The organism is Rhizobium alarense (assembly GCF_021555155.1).
In the GTDB taxonomy this organism is placed as follows: domain Bacteria; phylum Pseudomonadota; class Alphaproteobacteria; order Rhizobiales; family Rhizobiaceae; genus Rhizobium_D; species Rhizobium_D alarense.
Map to the genome: position 1 here is coordinate 1 of NZ_JAKGBU010000063.1, position 15,534 is coordinate 15,534.

The 15,534-nt window shown below is 67.0% G+C and carries 12 protein-coding genes and 1 riboswitch; of the genes, 8 read left to right on the forward strand and 4 right to left on the reverse strand.

All coding sequences use genetic code 11. The features are described from left to right. Positions 1 to 173: 173 nt before the first annotated feature. Both LXM94_RS18325 and LXM94_RS18330 read right to left on the reverse strand, forming a co-directional pair. Entirely contained in the window at positions 174 to 704 is a 531-nt protein-coding gene (locus tag LXM94_RS18325; RefSeq protein WP_235772912.1) for a DUF1003 domain-containing protein, read from the reverse strand. A 76-nt stretch (positions 705 to 780) separates the two neighbouring features. Beyond that, on the reverse strand, positions 781 to 2,706 hold the full coding sequence (locus LXM94_RS18330; RefSeq protein ID WP_235772913.1) for an LTA synthase family protein: 1,926 nt from the start codon (positions 2,704 to 2,706) through the stop codon (positions 781 to 783). A gap of 277 nt (positions 2,707 to 2,983) precedes the next feature. Here LXM94_RS18330 and LXM94_RS18335 point away from each other — a divergent pair, with 277 nt between their 5' ends. From LXM94_RS18335 to bluB, 6 genes are all read left to right on the forward strand, one after another. Continuing rightward, complete coding sequence (locus LXM94_RS18335; RefSeq protein WP_235772914.1) at positions 2,984 to 4,663, forward strand: NAD+ synthase; 1,680 nt, start codon at positions 2,984 to 2,986, stop codon at positions 4,661 to 4,663. Positions 4,664 to 4,759: 96 nt separating this feature from the next. Beyond that, positions 4,760 to 5,470: an NYN domain-containing protein gene (locus tag LXM94_RS18340; protein ID WP_235772915.1), complete on the forward strand. Its 711-nt coding sequence runs from the start codon at positions 4,760 to 4,762 to the stop codon at positions 5,468 to 5,470. A 20-nt stretch (positions 5,471 to 5,490) separates the two neighbouring features. After that, positions 5,491 to 6,318, forward strand: a complete 828-nt coding sequence (locus LXM94_RS18345) for a TolB family protein (RefSeq protein WP_235772916.1) — start codon at positions 5,491 to 5,493, stop codon at positions 6,316 to 6,318. Between the two features lie 170 nt (positions 6,319 to 6,488). Beyond that, the gene (locus LXM94_RS18350) at positions 6,489 to 8,222 is read left to right on the forward strand and encodes an ankyrin repeat domain-containing protein (RefSeq protein WP_235772917.1); all 1,734 of its coding nucleotides are present in this window, start codon (positions 6,489 to 6,491) and stop codon (positions 8,220 to 8,222) included. A gap of 157 nt (positions 8,223 to 8,379) precedes the next feature. Beyond that, positions 8,380 to 9,882: a diguanylate cyclase domain-containing protein gene (locus LXM94_RS18355; RefSeq protein WP_235772918.1), complete on the forward strand. Its 1,503-nt coding sequence runs from the start codon at positions 8,380 to 8,382 to the stop codon at positions 9,880 to 9,882. A gap of 55 nt (positions 9,883 to 9,937) precedes the next feature. Further along, a riboswitch (cobalamin riboswitch) is annotated at positions 9,938 to 10,157 on the forward strand. A gap of 61 nt (positions 10,158 to 10,218) precedes the next feature. Next, positions 10,219 to 10,917 carry a 5,6-dimethylbenzimidazole synthase gene (bluB, locus tag LXM94_RS18360; protein WP_235772919.1) on the forward strand — a complete coding sequence of 233 codons (699 nt, stop codon included), beginning with the start codon at positions 10,219 to 10,221 and terminating at the stop codon, positions 10,915 to 10,917. On the opposite strand, the gene LXM94_RS18365 is transcribed toward bluB, so the two are convergent. Continuing rightward, complete coding sequence (locus LXM94_RS18365; protein ID WP_235772920.1) at positions 10,908 to 12,002, reverse strand: DUF2865 domain-containing protein; 1,095 nt, start codon at positions 12,000 to 12,002, stop codon at positions 10,908 to 10,910. The two genes, bluB and LXM94_RS18365, sit on opposite strands and share 10 nt — an antisense overlap. Before the next feature lie 262 nt (positions 12,003 to 12,264). On the opposite strand from LXM94_RS18365, the gene LXM94_RS18370 reads away from it, so the two are divergent. Continuing rightward, positions 12,265 to 13,323 carry a phytanoyl-CoA dioxygenase family protein gene (locus LXM94_RS18370; RefSeq protein WP_235772921.1) on the forward strand — a complete coding sequence of 353 codons (1,059 nt, stop codon included), beginning with the start codon at positions 12,265 to 12,267 and terminating at the stop codon, positions 13,321 to 13,323. 153 nt (positions 13,324 to 13,476) lie between these two features. Further along, positions 13,477 to 14,274 carry a PhzF family phenazine biosynthesis protein gene (locus LXM94_RS18375; protein WP_235772922.1) on the forward strand — a complete coding sequence of 266 codons (798 nt, stop codon included), beginning with the start codon at positions 13,477 to 13,479 and terminating at the stop codon, positions 14,272 to 14,274. 176 nt (positions 14,275 to 14,450) lie between these two features. Here LXM94_RS18375 and LXM94_RS18380 read toward each other — a convergent pair. Then, a partial coding sequence (locus tag LXM94_RS18380) for a phosphate acyltransferase (protein WP_268965169.1) occupies positions 14,451 to 15,534 on the reverse strand: 1,084 nt, incomplete at its 5' end.

Sequence of the window (15,534 nt, forward strand, 5' to 3'; positions counted from 1 at the left end):
CCGCTGAGCGTGCGGCCGGCCGCACGGGGCGGGACGGCGGCCTTCGATGCCGGTCCCCGGATATCCGCCGCGCGATCCGGGGGACCGGCGACGAAGGGCAGGATTTTCTCGTTTTTAATTGCTCAATCAAGAATGCCGGCTTGGCTTGCGAGCCCGCCGCGCCGGCGGGTTCGCTAGCTTGCTGCCGCCAGCCCGCGGCGGAGATCTTCGATCTCTGTCCGCAATGCCGTGATTTCCTTCAGCACATGGCTGTCGATCTTGTGGTGCAGCGCCATCAGCTCGATCTCCGCCTTGAGATTGACCTCGTAGTCCTTGGAGGCCTCGAAGCGGTCGCGTTCCGCCTGGCGGTTCTGCGACATCATGATGACCGGCGCCTGCAGGGCGGCCAGCATCGACAGCACCAGGTTGAGGAAGATGAACGGGTAGGGATCGAAGGCATCGCGCGCCAGGAGAAAGCCGTTCGCCACGGTCCAGACGAAGAGGAACAGCAGGAAGCCGGTGATGAAGAACCAGGATCCGCCGACGCGGGCGATCGCGTCCGCGATGCGGTCGCCGAGGTTCTGCCGCGACTGGAAGGCGACGTTCCTGTCGCTCGACAGGATCCGGCCCTCCCGGGAGTTCAGGAGGACCTCGCGCTCGGTCTCGTCCAGCTCTTCTGCGGCCTTGCCGAACAGGATCTGCGCGGCATCGTCGAAATTCTTCATGGCGGCGGCTCCCGGTGGAATCGCCTCCGAGCCTAGCGCGCTTTTCCGCGCCCCGCCGCTGAAAAACGCCGGGCGCTCAGGAGCCCGTGGCCATCAGGTCGGCGTGCGTCGGGAAGAAGCGTTCCATGCCGTGTTGCCGGCCGAACATCATGTCGTGCTGCAGGAAGCGGTAGTCGCGGATGAGCCCGTCGACCTGCTTCTGCCGCGACCAGTCGGCCTTCGCCCGGTTGTTCCTGTCGATCAGCATGTAGCGGTCGACGACGTCGTAGCGATCGTGCACCCTGCCGAGGAAGCCGGTGTAGTAGGGGTGTTCGTAACCGGCCTGGCTCAGCACGTAATAGGGCAGGAAGGCGGGGCTGATCGTGCCGACGTCCTCGAGCACGCCCGATTTGTTCGACCAGATGACGAGCGGCGTCTCGTGTTCCTTCTTCATCTGCGCCGGCGTACCGCGCCGCGAGGCGGTGATGCCCGGCATGAAGCCGGAGCTGCTGTAGACGGTGTTGAGCGGCGGCAGGTGGTCGCCGAAAACGACGACGATGGTCTCCCGGTCGCGCTGCCTCGCCCAGTCCATCAGCAGCTTCAGGCTGTCGTCGGCTTCCTTCACGCCGTGCGCATAGGTGGCGAGCGTCTGGCGGTCGCGGGGATCGGCGAGGCCCTCGACGGCGATCGCCTCGCGCGGATAGCGGCCGGCCTCGTAGGGGCCGTGGCCCTGCAGCGTCACGGCGAAGAAGAAGAAGGGATCGTCCAGCATGTCGGCCTGGCGGATGATCTCCTTCGTCAGCGATTCGTCCGACGGGAAATTGCCGCGCATCGACATGGCGGGCAGGCCGTCGACGTCGCGGAACGTCTCGAAGCCGAAGGCCTTGTAGACGGCCGAGCGGTTCCAGAACCAGCCCTTGAACGGATGGATCGCGCGCGCCGTGTAGCCCTCGCCGCGGAAGAAGGTGGCGAGCGACGGGATCGGGTTGCGCACATATTGCTGGTAGGGAATGCTGCCGGTCGGCAGGAAGGCGTTCGAAAAGCCGGTCAGCGCCTCGAACTCGACATTGGCCGTCAGGCCGCCGAATTCCGGCGAAAAGATCGCGCCGGACCGGTTCTCGCGGATGACCGGCATCGGGTCCGGCGAGAGCGTGACCGGCGCAAGCCGCGTCGGATCCCAGAGCGACTCGCTCATGACGACGATGACGTCGGGCTTCGAGCGGTGCGAGGTTCCGGCCGGCAGGATGTCGGAGCCGATGCGGTCGATGGCGTCGACCATGTAGCCGGACGGCGCCTGCACATTGGCCATCGGCAGGTTGATCATGAAGGCGAGCAGGAAGCCGTTGTGGCGGTAGTTCTCGGCCTGGTCCCACATGATCGGGAAGATCTTCATCCGGTCGCGCGCCTCGGAGAAGTTGTTGTAGTCCATGATCGAGAAGAAGGCGGCGAGCAACGGCACGCAGAGCACGAGCCGCGACAGGCGTTCGCTGCGGCGCAGCGGCCGGAAGTTGCGCCAGGCGAAGACCCAGACCGCGACGAGGCCGATGGCGGCGGCGAGCGCGGCCGCGAAGACGGCGAGCGCCGTCCAGGGACGGTCCTTCACGATCACCGGCATCAGTTCCATGATCTGGCGGCCGAACAGCAGGTCGGTCGGATAGAGCGGGTCGGTGAGGAAGACCTGCTTCTGCTGCGAGATGAAGCCGGCGAGCACGAGCAGCGGGGCCAGCACGAGCATCGCCTTGTGCTGGCGGCCGATCAGCGCGTCGAGCGCGAGAAAGACGAGGAAGACGACGGCAGTGATCGCCCAGGCGGGCTGCTCGGGATTGGTGAAAAAGGTGAAGGTCTCGAGGGCGGACTTGCGCGTGATGATCTCGACGAGCGCGACGCAGAGCAGCGCCAGGCAGAAGGTGGCGGCCAGCGAGCGGACCGTGACCAGACCGCGGCGAACGACGGATCGCGTCCCGAAGCGGGTCGAGAACCGCTCGCGGGCAGAAGCGGCGGCACCGGCGGGAATGATGGCCAAGGGACACTCCGGAATTCACAAAACTTTCGTACAGGTGTCATAGAACTGTCATTTTGAACAGGGGATGAATGGCGGTAGCACGCTGTTGTTCCCGTGGGTTCATCGCGCCGCACGCGCCGGTTTCGCGTCGGCTGCGCGCATCCGGCAAGTTTTTCGCCGATCGTCCGTCGCTTCATTTCCAAACGCAGCGTCATGCTCTAAAGAGCTAGCGTCGCTTCCGGTGGCGCGCAGGCACCGTCCGGAGACCGGGCACAGCAGGATCACGGGACCGCCAAGCATGAGTGACAGCAACGAAACCAACACCTTGCGCATTGCCGTCGCGCAGTTGAACCCGACCGTCGGCGACGTCACGGGCAACCTTGCCCGGGCGCGCGAGGCGCGCGCGGACGCCGCGCGGCAGGGGGCCGATCTGGTGCTCTTCACCGAGCTCTTCCTGTCCGGCTACCCGCCGGAGGACCTCGTGGTGAAACCGGCCTTCCTGAAGGCCTGCCGCCGCGCGGTCGACGAGCTTGCCGCCGACACCGCCGATGGCGGGCCGGGCGTCATCGTCGGCTTTCCCCGCAGCGACGAGGCGGGCCGCTACAATGCGATCGCCGTGCTGGATGGCGGCAAGGTGGTGGCGGTGCGCGACAAGGTCGACCTGCCGAACTACGGCGAGTTCGACGAGAAGCGCGTCTTCGACCAGGGCGCCATGCCGGGTCCCGTCAATTTCCGCGGCATCCGCCTCGGCATCCCGATCTGCGAGGACATCTGGGGCGACCTCGGCGTCTGCGAGACGCTGGCCGAAAGCGGCGCGGAAATCCTGCTCGTGCCGAACGGCTCTCCCTATTACCGCGGCAAGGTCGATATCCGCCACCAGGTCGTTCTGAAGCAGGTGATCGAGACCGGCCTGCCGATGCTCTACGCCGCCCAGCTCGGCGGCCAGGACGAGCTCGTCTTCGACGGCGCGAGCTTCGCCTTCAACGCCGACCGGACGCTCGCCTTCCAGATGAGCCAGTTCGAGGAAACGCTGGCCCTCACGACCTGGAAACGGGAGGGCGGCGGCTGGCGCTGCACCGACGGCCCGATGTCGAAGATCCCGGAAAAGGAGGAGGCGGACTATCGCGCCTGCCTGCTCGGCTTCCGCGACTACGTCAACAAGAACGGCTTCAAGACCGTCGTGCTCGGCCTGTCCGGCGGCATCGATTCCGCCGTCTGCGCGGCGATCGCCGTCGATGCGCTCGGCGAGGAGCGGGTGCGCTGCATCATGCTGCCCTACCGCTACACGTCGGAGGATTCGCTCAAAGACGCCGCCGACTGCGCCAGGGCGCTCGGCTGCGGCTACGACGTGGTGCCGATCGAAGAACCGGTGCAGGGGTTTCTGTCGTCGCTCTCCGAGCTTTTCGAAGGCACGGAAGAAGGCATCACCGAGGAGAACCTGCAGAGCCGCACGCGCGGCACGATCCTCATGGCGATTTCCAACAAGTTCGGTTCGATGGTGGTGACAACCGGCAACAAGTCGGAAATGTCGGTCGGCTATGCGACGCTCTACGGCGACATGAACGGCGGATTCAACCCGATCAAGGACCTCTACAAGATGCAGGTCTATGCGCTGGCGCGCTGGCGCAACGACAATGTGCCGGCGGGTGCGCTCGGGCCGTCGGGCGAGGTGATTCCCGTCGCCATCATCGACAAGGCGCCATCTGCCGAACTTCGCGCGAACCAGACGGACCAGGATTCGCTGCCGCCCTATCCCGTGCTCGACGACATCCTCGAATGCCTCGTCGAGATGGAGATGAGCACCGAGGAGATCGTGGCGCGCGGCCATGACGAGGCGACGGTGCACCGCATCGAACACCTGCTCTACATCGCCGAATACAAGCGCCGCCAGTCGGCGCCGGGCGTGAAGATCACCAAGAAGAATTTCGGCCGCGACCGCCGCTATCCGATCACCAACCGGTTCCGAGACCGGGGGTAGTCGCACGTTAACCGCTTCCAGCGATCTGCCTTGCAACTGCTTGCTGTACCCGTCACTCTTCCTCCTTTGGTGTGAGTTGGTGGAGGCAGGCTGACGATGGTCAAGGTTGCGGTGCTGGTCGATGCGGAAAACCTGCCTGCATCGCACGCGAAGGCCATAATACTGGAGGCGACTCGGCTCGGCACTGTCGTGGAGCGCCGACTATACGGCGATTTCCTCCGCGGGAACCTCAAACAATGGCTGGAAATTGCCGCGTCGCAGGCATTTGAAATCTGTCACGTACAGTCGTTCGGCGGGAAGAACAGCGCAGATATCGCGATTGCCGTGGATGCGATCGAGTTGCTCTGCAGCAGCGACATCGATCTCTTCTGCCTCGCCACCTCGGACAGTGATTTTGCAGCACTTGCTATCCGTATCCGCTGCCGCGGCAAGACCGTCGTGGCGGTCGGCGAAGGAAAGGCCCTGCCGGTTTTTCGCGAGGCGGTCGACCGTTTCGTCACGCTTGGGCTGGTGACCTCACCACAGGAGAAGAAACCCGCGCCGCCTGTGGAGCCCAAGGCTATCGACACATTGCCGGCGCTTCTAAAGGCCGCGCTGAACACGATCGGAGGCGCGGGTGGATGGATTGACGTCGGGCGCTTGAGCCAGGCACTCAAAGCCGTCGAGCCCGGCTTTCAGCCGCGCGCTTTCGGGTCTGCGACGCTGTCGAAGTTGCTTGGCCGCTGTGATGCCGTCGAGTTGAGAACCGGGGCGGATGGATGTAGGCAACTGCGTCTGAAGCCGGTACGCAAGGTGATCGCCGCCTGACGGTCTATACGCGAGGTTCCATGCGCAGCTCTGTCGAAATTTACGACATCGTCAGTGGCGAAAGCCGGGTCGTCTGGCAGACGGGCGAGCTCGTCGAGGCGCCGAATTTTTCGCGCGACGGGCAGTTCCTCGTCATCAACGGCGACGGGCTGCTCTACCGGCTGCCGCTTGCCGGCGGCGGGCTGCAGCGGATCGACACGGGCTTTGCGACCGGCTGCAACAATGACCATGGGCTCTCGCCGGACGGCCGGCTGATCGCGATCTCCGACAAGACCGAATTCGGCAGGTCGGCAATCTATGTGCTGGCGGCCGAGGGCGGCGCGCCGCGGCTGGTGACCGAAAACCTGCCGTCCTACTGGCACGGCTGGTCGCCGGACGGGGCGACGCTCTGCTACTGCGGCATCCGCAACCAGGAATTCGACATCTACACGATCGCCGTGACCGGCGGCGCGGAGCGGCGGCTGACCTTCGCGGAAGGACGCAACGACGGTCCGGACTGGTCGGCGGACGGCGACTGGATCTATTTCAACTCGAGCCGGACCGGCCGCATGCAGATCTGGCGCATCCGGCCGGACGGCCGCGACGTCACGCGCGTCACCGACAGCCCCTATGGCGACTGGTTTCCGCATCCCGCGCCGGACGGGCGCACCCTGCTCGTGCTCTCCTATGACGGCGACGTCTTCGATCATCCGCGCGATCTCGACGTGCGGCTGAGGCTCATGGACATGGACGGCGGCAACGCCCGCGAGCTTTTCGGGCTCTTCGGCGGGCAGGGCACGATGAACGTGCCGAACTGGGCGCCGGACGGCCGCTCCTTCGCCTATGTGCGCTACGCGCCGGCAGCCTGACGCGCCCCGGCTGGACAGCCGCCGAAGCGCCGTGGTATCGGTCGCCCGTTCGCAGGGAACTTCCGATCCGCGGGAAGGGCAGGGCCCACCTGACGACATGAAGCTATGACTGCCACACCTCTTTTCAGTCTGTGGGCGCGGATACCGGACGGTGTTGAAAGGAGGTCGTCATGACCACGCGGTCACTTCCCGCGACAGCCACGCTCCGTTCCCTCAAGAGGGACGCGAAGGTTTTTCTCAAGGCATTGAAGGCAGGGGACGCATCCGCCGCGGCGCGGGCGAGACCCTATTTCGCAGATCCCGCAACCGTCGGCCTGCAGGACGCGCAGCTCGTGCTGGCGCGCGAATACGGCTTTTCCGGCTGGACGAAGCTCAAGGGGTTCCTGGAGGCCCGCATCCCCGGTGCGTTCTCCGTCGAGCAGCTCATCGACCGGTTCCTCGCGCTCGTTTCGGTCAGCTACCGGTCGGACATCGCGGCCGACCCGGCCCGCTACCGCGCCGCGGCGGAGCTGCTGGAGGCCCATCCGGAGATCACCGGCGGCAGTATCCATGCCGCGGCGGCCTGCGGCGACGCGGGGCGCGTCGGGCGCCTGCTCGACCGCGATCCCGGTCTTCTCGACGCCAGGGGCGGGCCGTTCCAGTGGACGCCATTGCTCTACGCCGCCTATGCCCGCCTGCCGGGCCGCTCGTCGCTGCCGGCCGCCCGTCTGCTCGTCGAGCGCGGCGCCGACGTGAACGCCCATTGGCTGGACGACGGCCAGTACCGCTTCACCGTGCTGACCGGCGTGTTCGGCGAGGGGGAGGCGGGCAGGGAGCGCCAGCCGGAGCATCCGGACTGCGACGCCTTCGCGCGCCTGCTGCTTGCCGCAGGTGCCGCGGCAAATGACAGCCAGGCGCTCTACAACCGCATGTTCGAACCGGATGACCGGTGCCTGGCGCTGCTGATCGCCCACGGCCTGTCGCCGGACGACCGCAACACCTGGCTGGTGCGGGCGGACGGCGGGATGGTCGAAAACAGCGAGCGGGTCTTCGACTACCAGCTTGCCTGGGCGCTGAAGAACCGCATGGCCGCGCGCGTGCGCCTGCTCGTCGAAAACGGCGCGGATGTCTTGCGTCCGGTCGACGGGCGGACGCCCTACGAATGGGCGATGCTCGGCGGCGACACGGCGCTAGCCGCGTTTCTCGTCTCGCGCGGTGCGGCGCCCGTCGGCCTGTCGGATGCCGACCGGCTGGCACGCGCCATCTCGGCCGGCGCAGACGCCGAGGCCGGGGCGCTCGCCGCCGCCGACCCGGCGCTCGTCGACCGCGTGCAGGCCGCGCATCCGGCGCTGCTGCACGACGCGGCGGGCCGTGGCGAGCGCGCGCAGGTGGCGCTGATGCTGGCGCTCGGCTTCGACGTCAACCGCATGACCTCGCGCACGCCGCTGCACGAGGCGGCGCTGCACGGCGAACTCGACATGGTGAAGGCGCTGATCGGCGCGGGCGCCGATCCGACGCTCCGCGATCCCTACCACCATGCGCCGCCGATCGGCTGGGCGGACTACAACGGCCATGCCGAGACGGTCGCCTATCTGAAGACGCAGAGGCTCGACATCTTCGCTGCAATCGCCTTCGGCCTTTCCGACCGGGTGGCGGCATTGCTCGACGCGGACCCGTCGCTGCTCGGCCGGACCTTCCGGACGGCACACGGCCGACCCGATCCGTCGCGCGACGGGCTGATGCCGCTCGGCTTTGCCGTCGCGATCGGCGCGACCGACATGGCGGCGCTGCTCCTGTCGCGCGGCGCAGACCCGCGCGAGCGGAGCCCGGCGGGCGAAAGCCTCGTCGAGTTCGCCCGGCGCCTCGATGCGCCGGCGGCGCTCCGCCGACTGCTGAAGGAGGCTCGGGCGGCCGCGGCGACCTGATCTGCCGGAAGCGCGCCCGGAGGACCGCGGCCCGCCGCGGTTCTCTGCAATTAAGGATCCGCTCACCAGCTTATTTAAACGAATGTTGCTCTCTCGCGGTTAGGCTTCGTCCCACATGCGCGCCAAAGAAGCGCGCGGGGGCAAAGTGGGCAGAGCGATGGGCAGCAGCACGACAGGCCAGGTGGCCAGCCGCCACGGCAAAGTGAAATGGATGATTGCGGTTGCGGGCGTGGTGATCGTCACGCTGTTTGCGGCCGCCAACTTCATGGTGCTCGACTACGCCGTGCGCCAGGCCGACAGCTATGTCGGCGAGACCGAAAAGCGGCTGGTGCGCAACGAATTCGACCGGCAGATCGAACAGGTGGTGCTCTACCAGAGCGCCATGTCCGTCTGGGACAGGAGTTTCGAGGAACTGGCCGACGGCCGCCTGAGCGACGATTTCGTGACACGCGAGCTGCGCGACTGGCTCTGGGCCGATTTCGGCTTCTCCTGGATGGTGTTTGCCGCGGCCTCCGGCGAGGTTGCCGGTGCGGTGCATGACGGCGAGGCCGTCTCGCAGGAGAAGGCCGGCTATCTCCTGAAGTGGGTGGTGGATCTTACCCAGAAGGCCGAGTCCGCCTATTTCGCGGCGCTCGAACCGGCGGCGGGCGGCTGGCGCCTCAAGAGACCGGAAAGCGACCGGGACATGCTGACACCGGCCCTGCCGGAAATCTTCACGACGGGTCTGCGCCTCATCAACGGCAAGATGAGCATCGTCGTCGTGCAGGCCGTCGTGCCGAAGGACCTGTTCATCCCCGAAGGTCGCAAGGCGCCGACGCTGATGGTGACGGTGAAGCCGATTTCCGCAAGGCTGCTCGCCGATGCCGAGCGGCGGCTCGGCCTGATGCAGCTCGGTTTTGCCCCGATCGTCACCGAGGATCCGAACCTCATGCTGACACCGATCGGGCGCGACGCCTTCAACCCGCTGGTCGCCTCGTGGCGGCCGAACATCCCGGGCGCCTATGTCTGGACGATGGCGCTGCCGCAGATCGCGCTTTTCGTAGCGGCCTTCGTTGCCGTCATGCTCTTCGTCACGACGCGCTTCTCCTCCCTCGTGAAGGCGCTGCAGAAGAGCGAGGCGCGCAACGCCTTCCTGGCGCGCCACGATCCGTTGACCGGGCTACTCAACCGTTCGGGCTTCGACGAGGTGATCACCGCGGCCGCCCGACGGGCCGGCCTGGCGCCCTTTGCCGTCTTTGCCATGGACCTCGACAGGTTCAAGGCCGTCAACGACCACCATGGCCATGCGGCGGGCGACGTCGTGCTCAAGGAGGTGGCGCGCCGGTTCAGCGAGCGGGTGGGCAGGCGCGGCTCGGTCGCGCGGCTCGGCGGCGACGAGTTCGCGGTGCTGGTCGAGCGCGAGCTCGACGAGCGGTCGCTTCTCGATCTCGCGAACGGGCTGGTGCGCGATGCGCAGATCCCCATCGCCCATGACGGGCAGCTGCTCCGGGTCGGCAGCAGCGCCGGCATCGCCTGCTTCCCGCTGCATGGCGAGACCGTGCACGACCTGATGGTCGTGGCCGACGTCGCGCTCTATGCGGCGAAGAACGGCGGGCGGAACCGGGCGGTTTATGCCGGCGACGCGGAACGGGCGGCGGCGGAAAGCGCCAAGGCCGCCTGACGCGCGTCGACGCCCTGCGTGTCGCCGGCGGCCCTTGATCCGGCGGCCGCGACATGCGCATATGACGGCGTCAGGTGCCCGCCGCTCGGCGGGAGAATCGGGAATCCGGTGGCGGCGAAGTTTGCGCCTATTCCGGAACGTGCCCAACGCCGTGACGGGGACGCGAGCGCCGGAAGGTTTTTCCCTTCAATATATTGCCACTGGTTCTTCAACCGGGAAGGCAGGTGCCGCGGATGAACCGGAGTCGGAAGACCGGCCTGACACGATAGACCCGATCCGCGCGGACGGCGGAAGGTCGGGGCGGTCATGCGCCCGTGCATTGTTGGGGAGATGACGATGCGACCTTTGCCCGAGGACCATCCGGTCCGTGCGGAAGCCTTCAGCCCTGCCGAGCGGCGGGCCGTCTACCGCGCCATCGAGACGCGCCGCGACGTGCGCGACGAGTTCCTGCCCGATCCGCTGCCGGACGACCTCGTCGGCCGGCTTCTCGCCGCGGCGCACAATGCGCCGTCCGTCGGCTTCATGCAGCCATGGAACTTCGTCCTCGTCCGCGATCCGGCTATCCGTGCCGCCGCGCACGAGGCGTTCTGCAAGGCCAATGCCGAGGCGGCGGAGATGTTTGCCGGCGAGCGGCAGGCGCTCTATCGCTCGCTGAAGCTCGAGGGCATCCGCAAGGCGCCGCTCTCGATCTGCGTCACCTGCGATCCCGAGCGCGGCGGCACGGTGGTGCTCGGCCGCACGCACAATCCGCGCATGGACGTCTATTCGACGGTCTGCGCCGTGCAGAACCTCTGGCTCGCCGCACGCGCCGAGGGCGTCGGCGTCGGCTGGGTCAGCATCTTCCACGACTGCGACATCAAGGCGATCCTCGGCATTCCGGAGCGGATCGAGATCGTCGCCTGGCTCTGCCTCGGTTATGTCGACCGGCTCTACGCCGCGCCGGAACTCGCGGTGAAGGGCTGGCGCCAGCGCCTGCCGCTGGAGGACCTCGTCTTCGAGGACCGCTGGCGTGGCGAGACGGACGATCAGTTGTAGTCGCCGCCGAGCGGATGTCTGAGATCGATCGCCGATTCCTCGGTGGGGAGGAACACGGGGCCGACGATGCGCACCTTGTCCTTGTCCGGGTGCCAGGGGCGTTCGATCACCTTGCGTTCGGCGGCGGGCGGCTCTTTTTCCCCGGCCGTCGTTGTGATAGTGGTGATCGATCCGGTCTGCTCCGGGGGTTCGCCGCCCTCCGCCGCCGCCTCGCGCCGGATCATCGCCTTGTAATAGGCCGAAAGGTTGCAGCCGCAGCGGTCCGGCTTGGAGAGATCCCGCGTGCGGTAGGCGAAGGCGTTCGGCAGCACGGAATAGGGCTGGCCGGTGAGCGAGGAGACCATCTGGTCGGTCTCCTGCGATGCGATCGAGTGGTAGAAGAGCTCCGTCTCCGTGTTCGGGCACATGGCGGCGCAGATCTTCTGGTCGCGCCGGAAGTCGAGCGGCGTGGCGCCCGAGGAGATCGGGAAGAAGCCGCCGTCGCAGGTGCGCACGCAGACGGTCCTAAGCCCGCCGCTGCGCGGCATGTCGCCGAGCGGGCGCAGGCTGAGGGCCGAACGGCCGTCGTGAAGCGGTTCCGACGCGACGGCGCTCGGCCGCTCGATATCGAGAACCTTGAATTTTCCGGTGGCGGTCACCGGCATGACGCGGCTGTCGTCCGCGTCGCAGCCATTGGCCGCGAGCGCCTGTTCGATGCGCCGGCGGGCGCCGCTGTCGCCGCCGGCGCTCGCGAACTCGCGGCGCTTCTTTTCGAGGATCTGGAGGTTGCGCTCCATCTTGTCGATGGCGGTCAGCACTGCGCGGCAGCTTTCCGCATTCGGACCGCCGACGACGGTGACGCTCGCCGAGCCGCAGCCGAGCCGGCGCCGGTCGCTTTTCGCCTTGCGCAACTGGATGTTCTGCTGTGCGATGGCGCCGGCATATTTTCGCGCGGCGGCGGGATCGCCGGTCACGCGCGGCAGGCTTGCGAGACGCGCGTTCAGCCGGTCGCAGACCGCGGCCTCCGCGCCCGCGGCCGCGGCGAGGAGCGGCAGGGCCAATGCGGCGACCAGAAGGGAGCGCAGGCGCGTTTTCACCGTGAACATGTCCGATTGCGGCTCCGCCGGGCGGAGCGAGTTTCCGATCTTATCATAGGCCGTCGCCGGTGGTGTGCAACCGACTCCGCAATTTGTGATTAACCGCGCCGGGCATGTCTTTACTTGACGGAAATAGTCCGCTTCTCCCTCCGGCAGGTCAATTGATCTCGCGAGGGCCATGGTGTAGCAAATTGCCGACGGAAATCCCGCGCAGGGCCTTGGCTTTCGGCCGCCGCCGGCGACGGGCACGACAACCAGAACGGCAGGTCACATGCGTCTCTCATCGGTTCTTCTCAGCCCCTTCTACGCCCTCCAGCTCGCTTCCGGTGCGAAATCCTTCGCCGACAATCCGGTGATCGGCAGCAAGTGGCTGAACCGCAAGGGCCTGCACGAGAAGCGCGTCTCGATCGCCATGCGCATGGCCGACTGGCGGCGCCGTTCGCTCGCTGCCGGCGTCGCTCCGGAGCATCGACAGCAATACGAGGAGACCGGCTTCGTCCGCATCGAGAACTTCCTGCCGCCGGAGGTCTTCGCCGAGGTGGCGAAGGAACTCGAGACGCGCGACTTCGAGCGGCACGACATGCTGCAGGGCTCGACGGTGACGCGCCGCGCCATCATCGACGACCGCGATCTTGAAACGCTGCCCGGCTTCCGCGCGGCCCGCAACGACCCGCGGCTGAAGAGCCTCCTGCGCTACGTCTCCTCGCATGCCGGCGAGCCGCTGCTCGTCGTGCAGGTCGTGATGGCGCTGCCGACGGCCGTCTCGAAGCAGGGCGCCGCCGATCCGCAGACGGCGCTGCACAGCGACACCTTCCAGCCGACCGCCAAGGCCTGGCTGTTCCTCAAGGATGTCGGCGAGGAGGACGGCCCCTTCGCCTATGTGCCGGGCTCGCACAAGGTGACGCTGCAGCGGATGAACTGGGAGCGCCGCATCAGCGAGAATTCCGATTCGATCGAAAACAAGTATTCCGCCCGCGGCTCGCTGCGCATCATGCCGGACGAACTCGGCGCGCTCGGCTACGGCCAGCCGGTCAAGATGACGGTGAAGGCGAACACGCTGATCGTTGCCGACACGCACGGCTTCCATGCCCGTTCGGCGAGCGACAAGACGACGACGCGCGTCGAGATCTACGGGTCGCTGCGCCGCAATCCCTTCCTGCCCTTCACCGGCCTGCACATCGCGTCGCTGCCCTTCATCCGTTCGCGCATGAACCGGCTGATCATTTCCGGCATGGGCCTGCGGGGCAAGCTCGGCCTCAAGGGCTCGCCCTGGCGCGACGCCGGCAGCGGCAAGGCGACGGAGTGGTCGAAGCGGCTCAAGAACGTCTGAGGCGCGTCTGGACGGCGCGCGCTCCGTGGAGCCTCGCCGGGGCGCTGGCGTCGGCGGATATCCCTCGAGGACGTGTTGCGCGAAACGTCTGAAGACGCTCGTCAGAGCCCGTCGCCGGACCAACTTTTGCCCCCGAATGCGGGAAAGTCCCAAATGCCGAACCTTGCCGTCTATCAGGTCGACGCCTTTGCCACGCGGGCATTTGCCGGAAACCCCGCCGCAGTGCTGCTGGTCGATGACTGGTTGCCCGATGCGGTGATGCAGGGCGTTGCCGAAGAAAACAACGTGGCGATCACGGCCTTCGTCCGTCCCGCTGGCGCCGGATGGGCCCTGCGCTGGTTCACGCCGACCAGCGAAGCCTCCTTTTGTGGCCATGGCACACTCGCGACGGCACATGTGCTGGCGACGGAACGGGGTGTGGAGGGCGGCTTCGCATTTGAAACGCGGGCGGGCATATTGCGCGTCGCACGCCATTCCGCGGGTTACGCCCTGGACCTGCCGGTACTGCCCGCCGATGCGCTCGCGGAGTGCCCGTCGCTGCTCAGCGAGGTCGTGAAGGACATGCCGGTCGTTGCGGTGAGCCGCTCGTCGCGCATCTGGCTGGTCGAACTCGCAAACGAGCAGGCGGTGCGGGACTTCGCACCCGATTTTGCAAGGATCGCGGCGCTTGCGCCGCTGAGCTTCGTGGTCACGGCGCGGGGCGAAGCGTATGATTTCGTTTCTCGCCATTTCGCGCCGAGCCACGGCGTGCCAGAGGATTCGGTGACGGGCTCGACCCACGCGACGCTCGTTCCCTACTGGTCCGAAAAACTCGGCAAGGATGAGTTGACGGCCTTCCAGTGCTCGCGCCGCGGCGGCGCGCTCTCCTGTGAACGGCTCCCCGACGGCGTGCGCATCGTCGGAAGCGCCGTGACCTATCTCAAGGGAACGATCTCCCTGCCGGTGACCTGACGCCGGCAGCGTGCGAATCGATCGGCAGGCGTAACGCCAACCTGCACTGACATTGACCGATTGCGGTGGCCCGTCTGCGGTCGTCCGGCGAGGATTTTCAACACCGTCCGCAGGCCAAAATCGCTCCGGCGCAGTCGGTCGATATCAGCGCAGGTTGGTATGAGGCCAGGTTGGCCCTACGCCGGGTTGGACGCTTCCACCACGGCCAGCGCCGCCATGTTGACGACGCCGCGCGAGGTGACCGACGGCGAGAGGATGTGGGCGGGCTGGGCGGCCCCGAGCAGGATCGGGCCGACATGCAGGCTGTCGGTCATCGTCTTGACGACGCCAAGCGTGATGTTGGCGGCGTCGAGATTGGGGAAGACGAGCAGGTTCGCTTCTCCGGTCAGCGTGCTCGACGGCATGACGCGCTGGCGCAGCACCTCCGAAATCGCCGAATCGCCGTGCATCTCGCCGTCCGCTTCGAGATCCGGCGCCATCGCGCGCACGAGCGCCATCGCCTTGCGCATCTTGCTGGCGCTCATCGAATCGCGGGATCCGAAATTGGAGTGCGAGACGAGTGCGGCGCGCGGCGTGATGCCGAAGCGGCGAATTTCCTGCGCCGCCATGATCGTCATCTCCGCTACCTCCTCGACCGTCGGGTCGTAGGTCACGTAGGTATCGGTGAAGAAGGTGGCGCCGCGCTGGGAGATCAGCAGGCTCAGCGCCGAGAAGTCGATGACGCCGTCCTTCTTGCCGATGATCTGTGACACGTCGCGCAGGTGCCGCGCATAGCGGCCCTCGACGCCGCAGATCAGCGCGTCGGCATCGCCGCGCTTGACGGCCAGCGCGCCGATCACCGTCTGGTTCGTGCGCACGATGGTGCGGGCGGCTTCCGGGATGACGCCGAGCCGCCCGACGAGGCTGAAATAGTGGTCGACATAGTCGCGGTAGCGCGGATCGTCCTCGGGATTGACGACCTCGAAATCGGCGCCCGGGCGGATGCGCAGGCCGTAGCGCTTGAGGCGCGTCTCGATGATCTGCGGCCGGCCGATGAGGATCGGCCGCGCGATCTCTTCCTCGAGCAGGATCTGGGCGGCGCGCAGCACGCGCTCGTCCTCGCCCTCGGCGAAGATCACGCGCTTCTTCTCCGCTTTCTTCGCGGCCGCGAAGATCGGCTTCATGATGAAACCGGAACGCCAGACGAAGCGGTTCAACTGGTCGAGATAGGCGTCGAAGTCGGTGATCGGCCGGGCGGCGACGCCGGAGTCGGCGGCCGCC

What these genes read in the sequence shown, in the direction of transcription:
- LXM94_RS18325 (WP_235772912.1), bottom strand. Translation starts at nt 704, where the DNA reads ATGAAGAATTTCGACGATGCCGCGCAGATCCTGTTCGGCAAGGCCGCA.
- LXM94_RS18335 (WP_235772914.1), top strand. Translation starts at nt 2,984, where the DNA reads ATGAGTGACAGCAACGAAACCAACACCTTGCGCATTGCCGTCGCGCAG.
- LXM94_RS18340 (WP_235772915.1), top strand. Translation starts at nt 4,760, where the DNA reads ATGGTCAAGGTTGCGGTGCTGGTCGATGCGGAAAACCTGCCTGCATCG.
- LXM94_RS18345 (WP_235772916.1), top strand. Translation starts at nt 5,491, where the DNA reads ATGCGCAGCTCTGTCGAAATTTACGACATCGTCAGTGGCGAAAGCCGG.
- LXM94_RS18350 (WP_235772917.1), top strand. Translation starts at nt 6,489, where the DNA reads ATGACCACGCGGTCACTTCCCGCGACAGCCACGCTCCGTTCCCTCAAG.
- LXM94_RS18355 (WP_235772918.1), top strand. Translation starts at nt 8,380, where the DNA reads ATGGGCAGCAGCACGACAGGCCAGGTGGCCAGCCGCCACGGCAAAGTG.
- bluB (WP_235772919.1), top strand. Translation starts at nt 10,219, where the DNA reads ATGCGACCTTTGCCCGAGGACCATCCGGTCCGTGCGGAAGCCTTCAGC.
- LXM94_RS18365 (WP_235772920.1), bottom strand. Translation starts at nt 12,002, where the DNA reads ATGTTCACGGTGAAAACGCGCCTGCGCTCCCTTCTGGTCGCCGCATTG.
- LXM94_RS18370 (WP_235772921.1), top strand. Translation starts at nt 12,265, where the DNA reads ATGCGTCTCTCATCGGTTCTTCTCAGCCCCTTCTACGCCCTCCAGCTC.
- LXM94_RS18375 (WP_235772922.1), top strand. Translation starts at nt 13,477, where the DNA reads ATGCCGAACCTTGCCGTCTATCAGGTCGACGCCTTTGCCACGCGGGCA.